Source organism: Promicromonospora sukumoe, assembly GCF_014137995.1.
GTDB lineage: Bacteria > Actinomycetota > Actinomycetes > Actinomycetales > Cellulomonadaceae > Promicromonospora > Promicromonospora sukumoe.
The window spans coordinates 2,277,292-2,293,598 of record NZ_JACGWV010000001.1; the positions used below are offsets into that span (position 1 = coordinate 2,277,292).

A 16,307-nucleotide genomic window follows, 5' to 3' on the forward strand; every position below is an offset into this window, starting at 1 on the left:
GCCTAGTGGTGATCGGCCGATGTGGCTGCGTCACCCACGCCGTACAGGGCCAGGGCGCCGTTCGCGGCCCCTGCGACGTCGTCGGCCAGGACCCCCGGGGACACCGACCGCACCAGGGGCGCCAGCCGGATCAGGGAGCTGCGCAGCCAGCCCGGGTTCGTCACCCGCAGCGTGACCTCGAAGTCGCCGTCGGGCAGGTTGCGCACCGACTCGACCGGCACCTCCTCCGCGAACCACCGCGCCCGCGGCGCGAACCGGATGGTCGCCAGCGGCGAGGAGCCGCCCGCGAACAGGGCCGCGAAATCTATCTCCCCGGTCGCGTCACCCGGGTGCGCCTGCACGGGCACGTCCGTCTCCGTGGCCTCCAGGATGCGGTCCACGCGGAACGTGCGCGGCGCGTCCGCGCGGTAGCACCACGCCGCGAGATAGGCGAACTCGTCCTGCGTGTGCAGGCGTACCGGGTCCACCTCCCGCTCGCTGACGACGTCCGACGACGTCACGTACCTGATCCGCAACCGGTGCCGGTTGGTCAGCGCCGACGAGATCGCGGCGACGACCTGCCGGTCCCCGCCCGGCGCGAGCCGCACGTCGACGGCGCTCGCGGCCTCGCCGGTGGCGTCGGTGAGCTTGCGCAGCGCGGACTCGACGACGGCGGAGCGTGCGGGGTCGGCCTGGACGGCGTCGGTGGCCTTCATGGCCCGCAGGGCGGCGACCAGGGCGATGGCCTCACGGGTGCCGAGCCGCAGGGGCCGGGTCATGCCGCGCGCCTCGGTCAGGTGCACGACGCCGCGGTCGATGGACGCGGCGTCGAAGTCGATGAGGTCGTCGGGCCAGTACCCGGGGGTGCCGGAGACCCACAGGGCGTCGACGTCCTTCTGGATCTGCGCGGGCGTGGTCCCGAACCGGCCGGCGAGGTCGGCGATGGACACGGGTCCGGCGCCGTCGAGGTAGGCGACGATCCCGAGCAGGCGCAGGAGCCGGTCGTCGGCGCGCTCAGCCATGGTTCGCCTCCGTCACGACGGTGCCGAGCGCCGCGGCGGCGGTCAGCCGACGCACGGTCTCCTCGCGCAGGGGTTCGGGCTCCAGGACGACGAGCGCGGCGCCGTACCCGGCGGCCTCGGACGCCATGCCGGTCAGGGACCGGTAGGGCACCTGCAGCACGTCCCACCCGGCGGGGTCGCCGGTGAGCCCGCCGGAGGACTCGGTCAGGTGTGCGTCGTGGGCGGCGCGCTCGCCGTCGGGCACGGCCTTGGCGCGGGCGCGCAGCGCGCTGGCGCGTTCGGGGCGGACGGCGACGACGGCCTGCCGCATCTCGCCGTGCGGTCCGGGCGTCCCGGTGCCGAGCATGGCGTCGGTGTCGAAGTCGGGTACCTCGTAGGCGTTCACGGGGCCGACGACGCGTACGCGGGACTCGATGCGGGACATGCGGAAGACGCGGGGTGCCTGCCGGTCGCGGTCGAAGCACATGAGGTACCAGCCGCCGTCGCGGGCCGCGATGCGCCAGGGTTCGACGTGCCGGGTCAGCACGGCGCCGTTGTACGCGGCGCGGTAGCTGAACGTGACCACGCGGCGGGCCTCGATGGCCTCCATGAGGGGGCCGTAGGCGTCGCCGACGGCGCGCACGGACGGTGCGAGCCCGGCCAGGGCGTCGGCGGAGGGGTCGCCCGCACCGGCGGCGCGGAGCTTGACCATGGCGCGCGTGATGTCGGTCTGCAGCGTCTTGTCCTGCCAGAACTGCGCGGCCAGGGACAGGACGCCCAGCTCGGCGGGCGTCAGGTCGATCGACGGGAGCGCGTAGGCGTCCTGGTCGATGCGGTACCCGAGCTCGTCGGTGTGCCCGCCGGTGCCGACGGTGACCACGGGGATGCCCAGGGCCCGCAGCATGTCCTTGTCCCGCTCGAACATCCGCTCGAACGCCTCGTCGCTGGGCGCGTCCGAGTAGCCGGCCACGGCGGTGCGCACCTGCTGCTTGGTCATCGCGGCGTTCGTGTTCACGAGCGCGATGACGAGGTTCAGGAGGCGTTCGGCCGGGTTCAGGCCGGAGGAGGGCGCGGGCGGCGGGGCGGAGGACAGGGTGGGGGGCAGGTCGCTGGACATCAGGACCAACGGTATCGGGCGGTAACCTCCACCGTGTGATGACGTGGCGGATCGGGACCGTGATTTCCACAGGCAAGTCCTGGCAAGGGGCGCTGGAGCTCGAGGTGAGCCTCGACCGGCCCCTGCCGGGCGGCACGGCCGGGAGCCTGACGGTGCGCGCGCTGGCCTACACCGATCTCGTCGGCACGCCCGCTCCTGGTGAGGCGCTGCTGCTGAACGTGTCCGCGCTGGCCCGTGGGCTCGGCACCGGCGGGTACGCCCTCGTCGTCGGGCCTGCCTCACCGGGCACGGTCCTGCCGCCCGACCCCGCCGTCGGCCCCGGCCACCTCGTCAAGGCCCGGTACACGCCCCTGCAGACCATGGTGCTCGGCGTCGACGAGCAGGAGTCGCCCCACCACGCGACCCTCGCCGACGCCGACAGCCTCGACGGCATGCCCGTCGTCGTCGCCGACCTGCACTCCGCGCTGCCCGCGGTCGTCGCGGGGATCCGCCACGCCGCGACCGCGGAGGGCCGCGACCCCTCCGGCCTGAAGGTCGCGTACGTGATGACCGACGGCGGCGCTCTGCCCGCCGCGTTCTCCCGCACCATCGCCGCCCTGCGGGAGACGGGCTGGCTCGCCACCTGCGTCACCGTCGGCCAGGCGTACGGCGGCGACCTGGAGGCCGTGACCGTGCACACCGGCCTGCTCGCGGCGCGGCACGTCGCCGGGTGCGACGTCGCCGTCGTCGCCCAGGGGCCCGGCAACCTCGGCACGGGCACCCGGTGGGGCTACTCCGGCGTCGCCGCGGGTGAGGCCGTCAACGCGGCCGCCGCCCTGTCCGGCCGCCCCGTCGCGTCCCTGCGCGTGTCCGGCGCCGACCCCCGCGACCGCCACCTCGGCGTCTCCCACCACTCCGTGACCGCCTACCAGCGCGTCGCCCTCGCCCCCGCCGACGTCCCCGTCGCCGTACCGACCGCCGACGTCGAGGACCTGCCCGCCTGGGGCGCGCCCCTGACCCATCGCATCCAGGAGCAGGCCGCCGCCCTCACCACCGCGCGCCACACCCGCGTCGACGTCGCCGCCGACACCACCCTGCTCGACACGCTGCGCACCTCCCCCGCCGGGCTGCGCACCATGGGCCGCGGCCTGGACGCCGACCCCGCGTCCTTCGTCACCGCCGCCGTCGCCGGCATCCACGCCCACCAGCTCGCCACGCACGCCGGGACCGCCACCGCATGACGTCCCGAGCACGCCTCGCCCTGATCTGCCTGCTGGTCACCGTCGTCGTGCTCGGCGCCGCCACCGCCACCCCCTGGACCTTCAGCCCACCCCACCTGCCCGCCCCCGAGATCTCCGCCCCCGCCGAGTCCCAGCCACCTGCCTCCGGTGAGCTCGGCCAGGCACCCCCGCAGGAACCCGACCAGGTCGACTCCCGCTGGATCATCCTGGTCCTCGTCACCCTCCTGGTCCTCCTGATCGCCGTCCTCCTGACGCTCGCGGCCCGCAAGCTCCTCCAGATCCGCCGCGAACCCACCGACACCACCGAGGACCACCTCGCCCCCGGCGCCGGCACCACCGCCCTCGGCGACGACGTCGACCTCCCCCAGCTCCAGGACGCCGTCACCCGCGCCCTCGCCCACCTCGACGGACACCCCCGCCCCCGCGACGCCGTCGTCGCCGCCTGGGTAGCCCTCGAAGAAGCCGCCGCCCGCGCCGGCACCAGCCGCGACCCCGCCCAGACCCCCACCGAGTTCACCGCGACCGTCCTGGCCGCCACCCCCGCACCACCCACCGCCGTCGCCCGCCTGCGCACCCTCTACCAGCGCGCCCGCTTCACCGACCGCCCCGTCGACGACACCGCCGTCGACCAGGCCCGCACGGCGCTCGCGGACATCGCCCGCAGCCTCGACGTGCAGGAGCCCCGATGAGGCGCTGGAACCTCGGCCGCATCACCACCGTCACGATCGTGGCCGCGCTGATCGCGGCCGGGCTCGCCTTCTGGCAGGTGATCGACGTCTGGCACGCCGCCGCGGCCACCGCCGTCACCCTCGCCGTCGCGACCCTCTGGTCCCGCACCGGGACCGTCGTCGAGGACCCCGAGTGGCCCCGCACCGTCACCGAGGCCCGCGCCGGCGGCCGGCACGACGTCTCCGACCTGAGCTGGTCCACCTTCGGCCGCGACGGACGCGTCACCGACCGCGTCGTGCGCCGCGTCCGGGCGCTGGCCACCGACAGGCTGCGCGCCCACGGCGTCGACCCCTCCGACCCCGCCTCCCTGCCCGACGTCGAACACCTGCTCGGCGCCGACGTCGTGCGGCAGCTCGCGTCCCGCCAGGCCCCCACCGCCCGCACCCTGCAGACCTGGCTCGACGCGATCGAACGCCTGGGGCCCGGGGCCGCGACCCGGCCCGCCCCGACAGCGGCCGCTCCCCCGGCCGCACCCACCACGACGTCCACCCCCGAGGAGAACCGTGCCTGACACCAGCACCCTGCCCGTCGCCGACGTCGCCCACCTCGGCGAACAGGTCCTCACCGAGGTCGGCACCGCCGTCGTCGGCATGCGCGACGCCCTCCAGGTGGCGCTCGCGACCATCCTCGCGGGCGGGCACGTGCTGTTCGAGGACGTCCCCGGCCTCGGCAAGACCCTCGCCGCCCGGTCCCTCGCGACCGCCCTCGGGCTCGACTTCGCGCGGTTGCAGTGCACCCCCGACCTGCTCCCGGCCGACATCACCGGCTCGTCCGTGTTCGACCCCGCCACCCGGACCTTCGAGTTCCGCCCCGGGCCCGTGTTCACCGGCCTGTTCCTCGCTGACGAGATCAACCGCACCGCCCCCAAGACGCAGTCCGCGCTCCTGGAGGCCATGGCCGAACGGCAGGTCTCCATCGAGGGCGTCAGCCGCCCCCTGCCGCGCCCCTTCCACGTGCTCGCGACGTCCAACCCCGTCGAGTACGAGGGCACCTACCCCCTGCCCGAGGCGCAGCTCGACCGGTTCATGGTCCGCCTCGCCGTCGGCTACCCCGACGCCGGCCAGGAGGCCGAGGTCCTCACCCGCCGCCTCGCCCGCAGGCAGGAGGCCGCACCCGTCGACCAGGTCGTCGACCCCGCCACCGTGCTCGCCATGCAGGCCGGCACCGAGGCCGTCGCCGTCGACCCCGACGTCGTGCGCTACTGCGTCGGCCTCGCCGCCGCCACCCGCGACCACACCGCCCTCGAGGTCGGCGCCTCACCCCGCGGCTCCCAGAACCTCGTGCTCCTCGCCCGCGCCGTCGCCGTCCTGGACGGCCGCGACTACGTGCTCCCCGAGGACGTCAAGCGCGTCGCCGTCCCCGTCCTCGCCCACCGCATCACCCTGACCCCCACCGCCTGGGCCTCCGCGACCCGCCCCGAGGACGTCGTCACCGAGCTCCTGCACACCGTGCCGACCCCCAGCACGGTCCGGGCACGATGACCGTCGGCGGCGTCATCGTCTCCGGCGGCCGCACCTCCCGGGGAGACCGCGCCGACGGCGCCAAGGGCTGGCGCCTCACCTCCGCCCACACCGCCGCCGTCGCGGCCGGCGTCCTCCTCCTCGCCCTCGGCGTCCTCACCGGGCGGCCCGACGTCGCCCTCGTCGGCGTACCCGGCCTGCTGGCCGCCGCCTGGGGCCGCTCCGCCCGGCCCGGGGGCACCGGTGCGCCCGCGGCCCGTACGTCCATGGACGACGACGGCGACCCCCGCGGCACCCTCCACGAACCCGAGGGCACCGCCGCCCCCGGCGAGCTCACCGCCACCCTCCGCCTCACCACACCCCCGCACGCCGCCGACGTCGTCCACCTCCGCATCAGCGCCGCCGGGCACCGCACCACCGAGGTGGCGCTCGCGGCGCGGCCCCTGTCGGCGCCGCCGACGTCGGAACAGGCCCGGCCCGTCCGCGACGTCCCCCTGCGCCTGTCCTCGGTGCGCACGGGACCGCAGGAGACCTTCGCGATCGACGTGCGCGGCTCGCTGCACGCCGTCTGGGAGCAGGAGCCCACGCAGGTGGGCGGCACCCGCCGGCTCGTCCTGCCCGCGGCCGCCCCGCTGGGCCGGCTGCCCCTGCCGCGGCGCCTGCGCGGCCTGACCGGCCCGCACTCCGCCCGCCGCCTGGGCGACGGCGCCGAGCTGCGCGACATCCACCCGTTCACGCCGGGCGACCGGCTGCGCCGCATCGACTGGCGCACCACGGCCCGCCGGTCCCCCGACCTGGACACCCTGTACGTGCGCCGCACCTACGCCACCGCGGAGGCCACGGCCATGCTCGTCGTCGACTCCCGCGACGACGTGGGACCCGACCTACGCACCTGGCGCGGGTACGGCACGCTCCGGGTCGACGAGCCCACCTCCCTCGACCTCGCGCGGCACGCCGCCGCGTCCGTGGCCCGCGCGCTCGTCGAGGCCGGGGACCGGGTCGGCATGGAGGACCTGGCCCGACGACGTCGGCCGCTCCCGCCCGCCTCCGGCCGCCGCCACCTGCGCCGCGTGCTGCACGGCCTCGCCCTGGCCCACCCCACCCAGCGCGCCTCGGTGCACCGGGTGCGCCCGCCCCAGGTCCCCGCCGACGCGATCGTCTACCTGTTCTCCACCGTGCTCGACGACGAGCCCCTCCACCTGGTCCGCACCTGGCGGGCCAAGGGCCACCCCGTCGTCCTGGTCGACACCCTGCCCGACGTGCACCGCGCCACCGCGAGCCACCTCCGCATCGCGTGGCGCATCGCCCGCATGGAACGCGAGGACCGCATCGACGCCCTCGCGGGCGAGGGCGTCCCCGTGGTGCGCTGGGCCGGCTCCGAGCGCGACAAGGCCGCCGTCCGGTTCGAGGCGCTCGCCCGCGCCGCCGAACGGCACGTCCCCGGACGGACGGGAGCCCCGTGAACCTGCCCCGCGTCCCGGCCTGGGCCCGCTCCTGGCTCCGCCTGCCCGACGACCCCACCACGCGCCCGCTGCCCGCGGTCACCGTCGGGACGGGCCTCACCGTGCCCGGCTGGGCGCTGAACGCCGCCCTGCTCGTGCTCGTCCCCGCGCTGCTGGTCACCGCCGCGGGCCGCGCGCCCGGCCTGCTGCCGACCACGGTCGCGATCGCCGTCATCGTCTGCACCGCCCTGCTCGTGCTGCGCCCCACCCCCACCGCCGCGGGCGTCACGGTCGTCGTCGCCGGGGTGCTCCTGCTGACCCTCGGCGAGCCCGGCCCGCTCGGTCTCGCCGTCGCGCTGCTCGCCTACCTCGTCGCGCGCTGCACCTGGTGGGCCGCGCACGTCCCGCCCCGCGGACGGGTCGAGACCGCCGCCCTGCTCACCGGCCGGCGGCGCGACGTCGTCGTCCTCGGGGCCACCGGTCTGCTCGGGGCGCTCGCGCTGCTCGCCTCCGGCACCACCCTGCCCGGCGTCGTCCTGCTCGCCGCCCTCGCCGTGGCCGGGACCGCCTTCGCCGCGCTGGCGACTCGACGCTGACCGCGTGACGATGGACGGGTCCCACCGCCGGCCGGAACAGGAGGACCCCCGATGTCCCCGAAGCTGCCCCGCTACACCGTCCCGTCCCTCACGCCCGAGCAGGGCGCGGAGGTCGCCGAGATCCTGCAGCAGCGGCTGCACGCGCTGAACGACCTGCACCTGACCCTCAAGCACGTGCACTGGAACGTCGTGGGACCGCACTTCATCGGCGTCCACGAGATGCTCGACCCTCAGGTCGACGCCGTCCGCGCCATGGTCGACCAGATCGCCGAGCGCATCGCCACCCTCGGCGTCGTGCCCGTCGGCACTCCCGGCGCGCTCGTCGCCTCCCGCACCTGGGACGACTACGCCCTCGGCCGCGCCCCCGCGATCCAGCACCTCGCGGCCCTCGACGACGTCTACGCCGGCGTCATCACCGCGCACCGCAACGCCGCCGACGCCACCGCCAAGCTCGACGACGTCACCAACGACCTGCTCATCGGCCACCTGCACGAGCTCGAGCAGTTCCACTGGTTCGTCCGCGCCCACCTGGAGTCGACGTCCGGGGCCCTCACCGAGACGTGAGCCGCTCTCCCGACCGCGCTGCGCGCCACCGCATCGCGCGCCGTAGACGTGTCAGACGCCCAGGTCCCCCGAGGGACCTGGGCGTCTGACACGTCTTGCGGGGTGGGTCAGGAGGTCAGGAGGAGAGTTCCTCCGTCACCAGCGGGTACACACCGTCCGCGTCATGCACCTCACGCCCCGTCACCGGCGGGTTGAACGTACAGATCAGCCGCAGGTCCGTCGTCGGACGCATCGTGTGCTTCTCGTTGCCGTCCAGCAGATACATCGTCCCGTCGGAGATCTGATGGCGCTCGCCGGTCTCCCGGTTCTCCAGCTCTCCGGTGCCGCCCACGCAGTACACGGCCTCGATGTGGTTGGCGTACCACATCTCGGTCTCGGTGCCCGCGTACATCGTGGTCTCGTGGAACGAGAAGCCGACGCCCTCCTTCGCGAGCACCAGCCGGCGGCTGCGCCACGTCTCGGACCGCACGTCACGGTCGGTGTTCTCCAGGTCGGCCAGTCGGGTGACGATCACTTGGTGTCCTCTCGGTGGTCGGTCGGGTTCTCGGTGCCCTCGTGGGCCGTGTTCTCGTGGATGGCGGGTGCCCCCAGCACCTCCGCCGTCGCCGCGGCGATGATGTCGACGCCGGAGCGCAGCTCGTCGGAGCTGATGGTCAGCGCGGGCATGGTCTTGAGCACCTCGTCCTCCGGCCCGGACGTCTCGACCAGCAGGCCGCGCTCGTAGGCCGCGGCGGCGATCTTCGACGCCGCCGACGCGTCCGGGAACTTGATGCCGGTCAGGAACCCGCGCCCCTTGACGACGGCGCCGTCGTACCCGCTCGCGATCTGCGTCAGCCCGTCGTGCAGCTCGGCCGCCCGCACCCTGACCCCCTCGGCGAACGCGTCGTCGGCCCAGAACTGGTTCAGCGCCGCGGTGGCCGTGACGAACGAGGTGTTCTGGCCGCGGAACGTGCCGTTGTGCTCGCCGGGCTCCCACTGGTCCAGCTCGGGGCGGATCAGGGTGAGCGCCATCGACAGCCCGAAGCCGGAGATCGACTTCGACAGGCAGACGATGTCGGGCACGATGCCCGACTCCTCGAAGCTGAAGAACTCGCCCGTGCGGCCACAGCCGGCCTGCACGTCGTCGAGGATAAGCAGGATGCCGTGGGCGCGGCACAGCTCGGACAGGGCGCGCAGCCACTCGGGCCGCGCGGCGCTGAGGCCGCCCTCGCCCTGCACCGACTCGACGATGATCGCGGCGGGCTTGTCGACGCCGGACCCGCTGTCGCTGAGCACCCGCTCCAGCCAGAGGAAGTCCTCCGTGGCGCCCGAGAAGTAGTCGTCGTACGGGATCTTCGAGCTGTTCGTGAGCGGCAGGCCCGCGCCGTTGCGCTTCATCGAGTTGCCGGTCACCGAGAGCGCTCCCAGGGTCATCCCGTGGAAGGCGTTGGTGAACGACAGGATGTGCTGGCGGCCGGTCACCTTGCGGGCGAGCTTGAGCGCGCTCTCCACAGAGTTGGTGCCGGTCGGGCCGGGGAACATCACCTTGTAGTCCAGGTCGCGCGGCACCAGGATGCGGTCCCGGAACGTCGTCAGGAACTCCCGTTTGGGCACCGTGTGCATGTCGAGCGCGTGCACGATCCCGCCGCTGCGCAGGTAGTCGATCAGCGCGTCCAGCAGCACCGGATGGTTGTGCCCGTAGTTCAGGGCGCCCGCTCCGGCGAAGAAGTCGAGATAACTTCGGCCGTCCTCGTCCTGGAGCGTGCTGCCGGCCGCCGTCGTGAAGGTGGCGGGCCAGCTACGGCAGTAGCTGCGGACCTGGGACTCGAGCTCGTCGAAGATGCTCGTTCCGGTGCTGGGACTACTGGGGCTGGCACTGCTGGTGCTGCCGGTGCTGCTGGTCGACGGGCCGGTGGGCGTAGCGGTGTTCGGGCGCATGGCTCCTTCTGCGGTCCGGCTCTGCTGGCCGGACTCGGCTGGGGTAGATCAGTGGTGTCCTGCTCGGGGCGTGCGGGATCGTGCTGGGTCGTGCCGGGGTTTTCTGACCGGGACCAGGTCAGGAGAGTGGCCCGATGCGGAACACGAGCTCCGCGTCGTGGCCGTCCGGGAACGCCTCCGTGGGGAAGACGGTCCGCACGTCGACGGGCGCACCCTGCGCCGACGCGAAGGACATGAACAGGGCGATCGACGCCGTGTTGTCCGAGGTGATGGTGGTCTCGACGTGGGTGCAGTCCGGGTGCTGACCCGCCAGGTGGGCGAGCATCCGGGACGCCAGCCGCTGTCCGCGGTAGGCGTGGTCGACGGCCACCTGCCAGACCATCAGCGTGGTCGGCTCGTCGGGCCGGACGTAACCCGTGACGAACCCCGCGGGCTCGCCGTCCACGGTCACGACCACCGATGTCCGGGCGAAGTCACGGGCCCAGAGGAGGTACGCGTAGGACGAGTTCAGGTCCAGCGTCTTGCTGTCGCGCGCCAGGCGCCACATCGCTGCTCCGTCATCGACGGTGGGCTCCCTCAGCGCCACCGTGGTCTCGGTCGGATGGATGTGCTTGAGTTCCTCTTCGAGGTTCTGCATGACAAATCGACCGTAACCAACTTGGACGACAATTGCACATTACGATCCCGTGACGATCCCGTTACTGGCGTCTTCCTGCGGCAAACTCGGGGTAACGCCGGCCGGCCGTTCCCAGGGCGCTACTGTGTCGCGGGTGACCGAGCCATTCATCCGTCAGTACCGCGTCGCCGACCGCGACGACGTCGCCGACATCTGCGTCCGCACCGCCGCGGCCGGGGGCGACGCCCGGGGCGTCTACTCCTCCGACCTGATCATGCCCGACGTCTACGCCCTGCCGTACGTGGACCACTCCCCCGACCTCGCCTGGGTCGTCGAGCACGAGGGCCGCGCCGCCGGGTACGTCGTCGCCGTCGACGACACCCAGGCCTTCGCGCAGTGGTGGGCAAACGAGTGGACACCGGGCTTCGTCGCCCGGCACCCCGCCCCCGGACCGGACACCGGCCACCACCCCGGCTACACCGAGGCCCAGCTCCTGCGCGACGGCGCCGACCCCGACCGCATGGTCCGCGGCCTGCGCCACGGCGAGCTGGAGACGCACCCGGCCCACCTGCACATCGACCTGCTCCCCGTGCTGCAGCGCCGCGGCCTCGGCTCACGCCTCATCGACACACTCCGGACGGCGCTGGCGGAGCGCGGCGTCCCGGGCGTGCACCTCGGCTACGCCGCGGAGAACACCTCGGCCGCGAAGTTCTACGACCGCTACGGCTTCCAGGAGCTCCCCTCCTCGACCCCGACGTCGCCGCTGGTAGGCATCGCCACCTCCTGACCCGCCCCACACCCTAACCCCCTCGTTGAGTGCTGGGTATTTGCCCTCTTTCGCGCGCCAGAAGGACAAATACCCAGCACTCAACGAGGCCGTTGGGGCGGGGCAGGGGGGCGGGTCAGCCTTCCTGGGCGGCGTCCGTCCAGGCGCGGCGGACCTGCTCGAACCGCGTGGGCAGCGGCGGGCGCAGCGCGCCGTACCGCGCGTTGGTCCGGTGCACGAACCGCCGCCACGACAGCACCAGCCCCTGCCGCGTGATCGGCAGGCCGGACACGACGGTCGTCCCGTTGTCGTGCGTGTGGTGCACCGTGAGCAGCAGCGCCCGCGGGACCGACCCCTCCAGCTCCGCCGCGAGCTCCTCGCGCACCACCATCCAGTGCTTGAGCAGCACCACGAGGTCGGCCGGCAGCAGGTGCCGGCGCGGCGTGCGGTGCTTGCCGTGCCGCACCAGCACGGTGCCCTCGGTCGACTTGGCGCGCGCCGGCCCCAGGTCGATGTCCTCGACCCGCACGCGCAGCAGGTCGCCGTACCGGGAGCCGGTCGCGCGCACCAGCCCCGTGATCACCGCGAGACGCGCCGCCTCCGGCTTGGCGCCGGGCCGCATCGCCTCCGTGGTCAGCTCGCGCCACACCCACTCGGCCTCCTCGAGGGTCACCGGCGGCCGCGGGTAGCGGCCGGGCTCCCCGGCCCTGGCTGATGGTGACGTGGCATCGGGACTGGTCATGGGTGTGAATATACGCTTGGCACACTATTAATCAAGGGGGAAGCGCCGTACGACGACGATTGGTCGACGACGCCGTGCGTACCCTCTGACGGTGGACCTCCCCAGCACGATCGCCCGTCCCGTCGACCACGAGCAGGTCATCAAGAAGTCCCGGTTCCTGGCCCACCTCGCCCCCGCCCGCAGCGTCGCGGAGGCCGACGCCGTCATCGCCCGCCTCCGCAAGGAGCTCTGGGACGCGCGCCACCACTGCGTCGCGATGGTGCTCGGCACGCACGCCGACTCCGCCCGCTCCTCCGACGACGGCGAGCCGAGCGGCACGGCCGGGGTCCCGATGCTGGAGGTGCTCCGCCACCGGGGCGTCACCGACCTGGTCGCCGTCGTGACCCGGTACTTCGGCGGCGTGAAGCTCGGCGCCGGCGGCCTGGTCCGCGCCTACTCCGGCGCCGTCGCCGCCGCCCTCGACGAGGCAGCCGCGACGGGGGCCCTGCTGCGCCGCGAGCTGCTGCTCGAGGCCGAGGTCGCCGTACCCCACGCTGACGCCGGCCGGATCGACAACATGCTGCGCGACTGGGCGTCCGCGCACGGTTCGCTCGTGGAGCCGCCCGCCTACGACGCCGTCGCGCGGCTGCGCCTGCTCGTACCAAAGGCCGAGGTAGCAGCGCTGACCGCCGACGTGGCGGCCGCCTCGGCGGGAGCCCTCTCCCCCGTCGTCGGCGACGCCCGGGTCGTGGACGTGCCCGTACCGGCGTCACCGGCGCGTCGTCCTTGACTGGCCCCGCGGCGGGGTGAATTGTCTGGGGCACCCAGCACGTGCCCGCAGCTCAGCCCGCACCAGCAAGGCCCGCACCGTGGAGGGAACGACCATGCACCGTCGCATCCGCCCGTCCGTCGCCGCCGTCGCACTGACCGCCACCGCCGCCCTGCTCGCCGCGTGCGGCGCGCCCGCCGAGGAGCAGTCCGGTCCCCTCACCTTCTGGACGCCGCAGTCCACGCCCGAGCGGGTCGCCGCCCAGGAGGCCGTGGCCGCGCAGTTCACGGAGGAGACCGGTATCGAGGTCGACGTCGTCCCGCTCGCCGCGGCCGACCAGGACCAGGCCCTCGTCACCGGGGCCGCCTCGGGCGAGGTGCCCGACGTGATCCTCGCGGGCGCCGCGCAGGTCACCTCCTGGCAGTCGCAGGGGCTGCTGGACACCGACGTCGTCCAGGAGGCCCTGGACACGCTCGACCCCGCCACGTTCAACGAGAACGCGCTCGGCGCGGTCACGGTGCAGGACGCCGACACCGGCGAGAGCACCGTCGCCGCCGTGCCGAGCGACGGCTGGGTGCACCTCATCGCGTACCGCGCCGACCTGCTCGAGGAGGCGGGCGTCGAGGTGCCCACCACGGTCGCCGAGCTCGCGGCGGCCGCGACGGCTGTCAAGGAGGAGCTGGACCTCACCGGCATCGCGCTGGGCACGCAGTCGGGCACGGCGTCGGGCACCGAGGGGATCGAGTCCGTCTTCCAGTCCGCGGGCTGCCGGCTCGTGTCCGACGGCGAGGTCGCGATCGACTCGCCCGAGTGCGCCGAGGCCGCCGGGCTGTTCAAGGAGCTGCGCGACTCGTCGGTCGCGGGCGACTACGACGTCGAGTCCGCGCGGGCCGCGTACCTCGCGGGCGACGCCGCCATGCTGCTCTTCTCGACCCACATCCTGGACGAGCTCGCGAACCTCGACGAGGCGGTGCCGCCGTCGTGCCAGGAGTGCGGCGACGACCCCGAGTTCCTCGCGCAGAACTCGGGCTTCATCACGGTGCTGGAGCCGCCGTCGGGCACGGGTTCCGGCACGGACTCCGGCACGGCCGACGAAGCCGCGCCGGCCCAGTTCGGCGCCACGCTCGCCTACGCCGTCCCGGCCCGCGCGAACGCCGACGAGGCCCGCCAATACATCGAGTACGTGCTGGGCGAGGGCTACGCCGACACGCTCGCCGTCGCCACGGAGGGCAGGCTGCCGCTACGCACGGGCACGCCGGAGAACCCCACCGAGTACCTCGACGCGTGGGGCGGCCTCGGGTTCGGGCCGAAGGTCGAGTCGTCGGTCGCCGAGGTGTACGGCGACGAGCTGGTCACCGCGATGGGCGAGGGCATGTCGGCCGTCTCCCGGTGGGGCCAGGGCACGCCCGACGCGACGCTCGCCGGGCTGGTCGCCACCCAGGGCACGCTGGCGCAGCAGCTCGACCCGCTCTACCGCGGCACCGACCCGGCCGAGGTGACCCGGCAGATGGCGGCCGAGGTGACGGCGCTGCAGCAGGACCAGTGACGGCGGCCCGCCCCGCTCCGCCGCACACGGCGCCCGCCCGCACCCGGGTGGCGCGACCGAAGGCGAGGACCGGGCTGGCCCGCAGGGAGAACCGCTCCGGCTGGCTGCTCGTCTCGCCGTCGCTGGCGGTCGTCGCCCTGGTCGTGCTGCTGCCGTTCGCCCTGGTGGTGGTGTTCGGCTTCTCGGAGATCCGGCTGGTCGACATCCCGTTCCTGGGCACGGAGCCGATCGAGTGGTCGCTGGACAACTTCCGCCGGGCGGCGGCGTCGCAGGCGTTCTGGGGCGCGCTGTGGACCACGGTCCTGTACGCGGGCCTGACGGCGGTGGGGTCGCTCGCCGTCGGGCTCGTGCTGGCCCTGGCGCTGCGCAGGCCCTTCCCGGGGCGCGGCCTCGTGCGCGCCCTGCTCCTGGTGCCGTACGTGCTGCCGGTGGTCGCCGCCGCGACCATCTGGAAGACGATGCTGAACCCGCAGTACGGCGTCGTGAACGCGTTCGGCCGGGCCTACCTGGGGTGGGACACGCCCGTGGGCTTCCTCAGCACCACCTCCGCCGACGTGTGGGGCATCCCCGTCCCGGTCGCGCTGCTGGTGGTGGTGCTGTTCGACATCTGGAAGTCGGCGCCGCTCGCCTTCCTTTTCCTCACCGCCCGCCTCCAGTCGGTGCCCGGCGAGATCGAGGAGGCCGCGGCGCTCGACGGCGCGGGCCGCCGCCAGATCCTGCGGTTCATCCTGCTCCCGCAGCTGCGGGCCGTGGCTCTGCTGCTTCTGCTGCTGCGGTTCATCTGGTCGTTCCAGACCTTCGACGACGTCTACCTGCTCACCGAGGGCGCCGGCAGCACCCAGGTGATGGCCATCCAGGTCTACACCGAGCTCGTGACCAAGGCCGACATCGGCAGCGCCGCCGCGTTCGGGCTGCTCATGAGCCTGATCCTCGGGGTGCTGCTCGTGGGGTACGTGCTGCTGTCGCGACGGACGGAGGAGTCATGAGCGGTGTCCGACCCACCCGTGCGGCCCGCGCCGGCCGCGCCGTCGTCGTCGTGGTCGCGCTGCTGTGGTCGCTCGGCCCGGTCGCGTACGGCGTCGTGCTGTCGATGCGCCCGTACGGCGAGGTGACCCGCGACCCGCTGGGCCTGCCCAGCGGGCTGGACCTGTCGGCGTTCGCCACGGCCGTCCGGGACGAGGCCGACGGCGGCTTCGGGCTCGGCCGGTTCGTGCTCAACTCCCTGGGCGTCGCCGTCGGGACCGTCGTGCTGAGCATCGTCGTCTGCGTGCTCGGCGCGTACGCCGCCGCCCGTCTGCGGTACCGCGGCCGGGCCGTCACGAACGGCATCATCCTGGCGGTCTACCTGTTCCCGGGGATCGTGCTGGCGGTACCGAAGTTCGTGATCCTGTCCCGGCTCGGCCTGACGAGCTCCCTGGTGGGGCTGCTGGTCGTCTACGTGGCGGCGACGGTGCCGGTGGCCCTCTACATGATGCGCAACTTCTTCCTGGCGCTGCCGGCCAGCGTCGAGGAGGCCGCCATCATGGACGGCTGCAGCCTGGGCCAGCTCCTGATCCGCGTCGTGCTGCCGATCGCGATCCCGGGCGTCGTCGCGACGGCCATCTACGTGTTCATGATCGCCTGGAACGAGTACTTCTACGCCCTGCTGTTCCTGGTGCAGCACCGCGACCTCTGGACGGCGCCGCTCGGCATCGCGCAGCTCGGCGACTTCCAGGTGCCGGTCACGGTGCTGCTGGCCGGCTCCATCGCGGTGACCGTGCCGGTGGTGGTCGTGTTCTTCCTGGCCCAGAGGTACATCGTCTCGGGTCTTGTCCAGGGCGCCGAACGATGAGATGTTCCCTGTCCAGAGACGGTTCTGTGTCCT

General features: G+C 73.8%; 18 protein-coding genes. 12 read left to right on the top strand and 6 right to left on the bottom strand.

Going from position 1 to position 16,307, the window contains the following annotated elements; genetic code table 11:
• Positions 1 to 2 precede the first annotated feature (2 nt).
• Together FHX71_RS10075 and FHX71_RS10080 are read right to left on the bottom strand one after the other, a co-directional pair.
• A complete protein-coding gene (locus FHX71_RS10075) occupies positions 3 to 1,001 on the bottom strand; it encodes a helix-turn-helix transcriptional regulator (protein ID WP_182615869.1) in 999 nt (332 codons plus the stop codon).
• Positions 994 to 2,097: a helix-turn-helix transcriptional regulator gene (locus FHX71_RS10080; protein ID WP_182615872.1), complete on the bottom strand. Its 1,104-nt coding sequence runs from the start codon at positions 2,095 to 2,097 to the stop codon at positions 994 to 996. The genes FHX71_RS10075 and FHX71_RS10080 overlap by 8 nt, the downstream gene beginning before the upstream one ends.
• Before the next feature lie 35 nt (positions 2,098 to 2,132).
• Here FHX71_RS10080 and FHX71_RS10085 point away from each other — a divergent pair, with 35 nt between their 5' ends.
• Genes FHX71_RS10085 through FHX71_RS10115 form a run of 7 tightly spaced genes read left to right on the top strand, consistent with a single transcriptional unit; the run spans position 2,133 to position 8,108 of the window.
• Complete coding sequence (locus FHX71_RS10085; protein WP_312876993.1) at positions 2,133 to 3,317, top strand: DUF3866 family protein; 1,185 nt, start codon at positions 2,133 to 2,135, stop codon at positions 3,315 to 3,317.
• Positions 3,314 to 4,006, top strand: coding sequence for a DUF4129 domain-containing protein (locus tag FHX71_RS10090; protein WP_182615875.1), 693 nt, complete (start codon positions 3,314 to 3,316; stop codon positions 4,004 to 4,006). Before FHX71_RS10085 ends, FHX71_RS10090 begins: the two co-directional genes overlap by 4 nt.
• Complete coding sequence (locus tag FHX71_RS10095; RefSeq protein ID WP_182615877.1) at positions 4,003 to 4,557, top strand: hypothetical protein; 555 nt, start codon at positions 4,003 to 4,005, stop codon at positions 4,555 to 4,557. The genes FHX71_RS10090 and FHX71_RS10095 overlap by 4 nt, the downstream gene beginning before the upstream one ends.
• Entirely contained in the window at positions 4,550 to 5,527 is a 978-nt protein-coding gene (locus tag FHX71_RS10100) for an AAA family ATPase (protein WP_182615879.1), read from the top strand. The genes FHX71_RS10095 and FHX71_RS10100 overlap by 8 nt, the downstream gene beginning before the upstream one ends.
• Positions 5,524 to 6,969: a DUF58 domain-containing protein gene (locus FHX71_RS10105; RefSeq protein ID WP_182615881.1), complete on the top strand. Its 1,446-nt coding sequence runs from the start codon at positions 5,524 to 5,526 to the stop codon at positions 6,967 to 6,969. The genes FHX71_RS10100 and FHX71_RS10105 overlap by 4 nt, the downstream gene beginning before the upstream one ends.
• Positions 6,966 to 7,544: a hypothetical protein gene (locus tag FHX71_RS10110; protein ID WP_182615884.1), complete on the top strand. Its 579-nt coding sequence runs from the start codon at positions 6,966 to 6,968 to the stop codon at positions 7,542 to 7,544. The genes FHX71_RS10105 and FHX71_RS10110 overlap by 4 nt, the downstream gene beginning before the upstream one ends.
• Positions 7,545 to 7,595: 51 nt before the next feature.
• Positions 7,596 to 8,108 (top strand): Dps family protein, encoded by a 513-nt coding sequence (locus FHX71_RS10115; protein WP_182615886.1) that lies wholly within the window; start codon positions 7,596 to 7,598, stop codon positions 8,106 to 8,108.
• A 115-nt stretch (positions 8,109 to 8,223) separates the two neighbouring features.
• Here the strand turns inward: FHX71_RS10115 and FHX71_RS10120 are convergent, their stop codons facing one another.
• The 3 genes from FHX71_RS10120 to ectA all read right to left on the bottom strand — a co-directional run bounded on the left by FHX71_RS10120 (position 8,224) and on the right by ectA (position 10,662).
• The gene (locus FHX71_RS10120) at positions 8,224 to 8,622 is read right to left on the bottom strand and encodes an ectoine synthase (RefSeq protein ID WP_182615888.1); all 399 of its coding nucleotides are present in this window, start codon (positions 8,620 to 8,622) and stop codon (positions 8,224 to 8,226) included.
• Positions 8,619 to 10,025 carry a diaminobutyrate--2-oxoglutarate transaminase gene (ectB, locus tag FHX71_RS10125; RefSeq protein WP_246402452.1) on the bottom strand — a complete coding sequence of 469 codons (1,407 nt, stop codon included), beginning with the start codon at positions 10,023 to 10,025 and terminating at the stop codon, positions 8,619 to 8,621. Before ectB ends, FHX71_RS10120 begins: the two co-directional genes overlap by 4 nt.
• Positions 10,026 to 10,143: 118 nt before the next feature.
• On the bottom strand, positions 10,144 to 10,662 hold the full coding sequence (gene ectA, locus FHX71_RS10130; protein ID WP_182615890.1) for a diaminobutyrate acetyltransferase: 519 nt from the start codon (positions 10,660 to 10,662) through the stop codon (positions 10,144 to 10,146).
• 133 nt (positions 10,663 to 10,795) lie between these two features.
• Here ectA and FHX71_RS10135 point away from each other — a divergent pair, with 133 nt between their 5' ends.
• Complete coding sequence (locus tag FHX71_RS10135; protein WP_312876994.1) at positions 10,796 to 11,428, top strand: GNAT family N-acetyltransferase; 633 nt, start codon at positions 10,796 to 10,798, stop codon at positions 11,426 to 11,428.
• Positions 11,429 to 11,543: 115 nt separating this feature from the next.
• Here the strand turns inward: FHX71_RS10135 and FHX71_RS10140 are convergent, their stop codons facing one another.
• Positions 11,544 to 12,149 carry a tyrosine-type recombinase/integrase gene (locus FHX71_RS10140; protein WP_246402467.1) on the bottom strand — a complete coding sequence of 202 codons (606 nt, stop codon included), beginning with the start codon at positions 12,147 to 12,149 and terminating at the stop codon, positions 11,544 to 11,546.
• A gap of 91 nt (positions 12,150 to 12,240) precedes the next feature.
• Here FHX71_RS10140 and FHX71_RS10145 point away from each other — a divergent pair, with 91 nt between their 5' ends.
• From FHX71_RS10145 to FHX71_RS10160, 4 genes are all read left to right on the top strand, one after another.
• Complete coding sequence (locus tag FHX71_RS10145; protein ID WP_376770127.1) at positions 12,241 to 12,918, top strand: IMPACT family protein; 678 nt, start codon at positions 12,241 to 12,243, stop codon at positions 12,916 to 12,918.
• 94 nt (positions 12,919 to 13,012) lie between these two features.
• Positions 13,013 to 14,443, top strand: coding sequence for an ABC transporter substrate-binding protein (locus FHX71_RS10150; RefSeq protein WP_182615893.1), 1,431 nt, complete (start codon positions 13,013 to 13,015; stop codon positions 14,441 to 14,443).
• Positions 14,440 to 15,429 (top strand): carbohydrate ABC transporter permease, encoded by a 990-nt coding sequence (locus FHX71_RS10155; RefSeq protein ID WP_312876995.1) that lies wholly within the window; start codon positions 14,440 to 14,442, stop codon positions 15,427 to 15,429. The genes FHX71_RS10150 and FHX71_RS10155 overlap by 4 nt, the downstream gene beginning before the upstream one ends.
• Positions 15,426 to 16,274, top strand: coding sequence for a carbohydrate ABC transporter permease (locus tag FHX71_RS10160; protein WP_182615895.1), 849 nt, complete (start codon positions 15,426 to 15,428; stop codon positions 16,272 to 16,274). The genes FHX71_RS10155 and FHX71_RS10160 overlap by 4 nt, the downstream gene beginning before the upstream one ends.
• Positions 16,275 to 16,307: the final 33 nt, after the last annotated feature.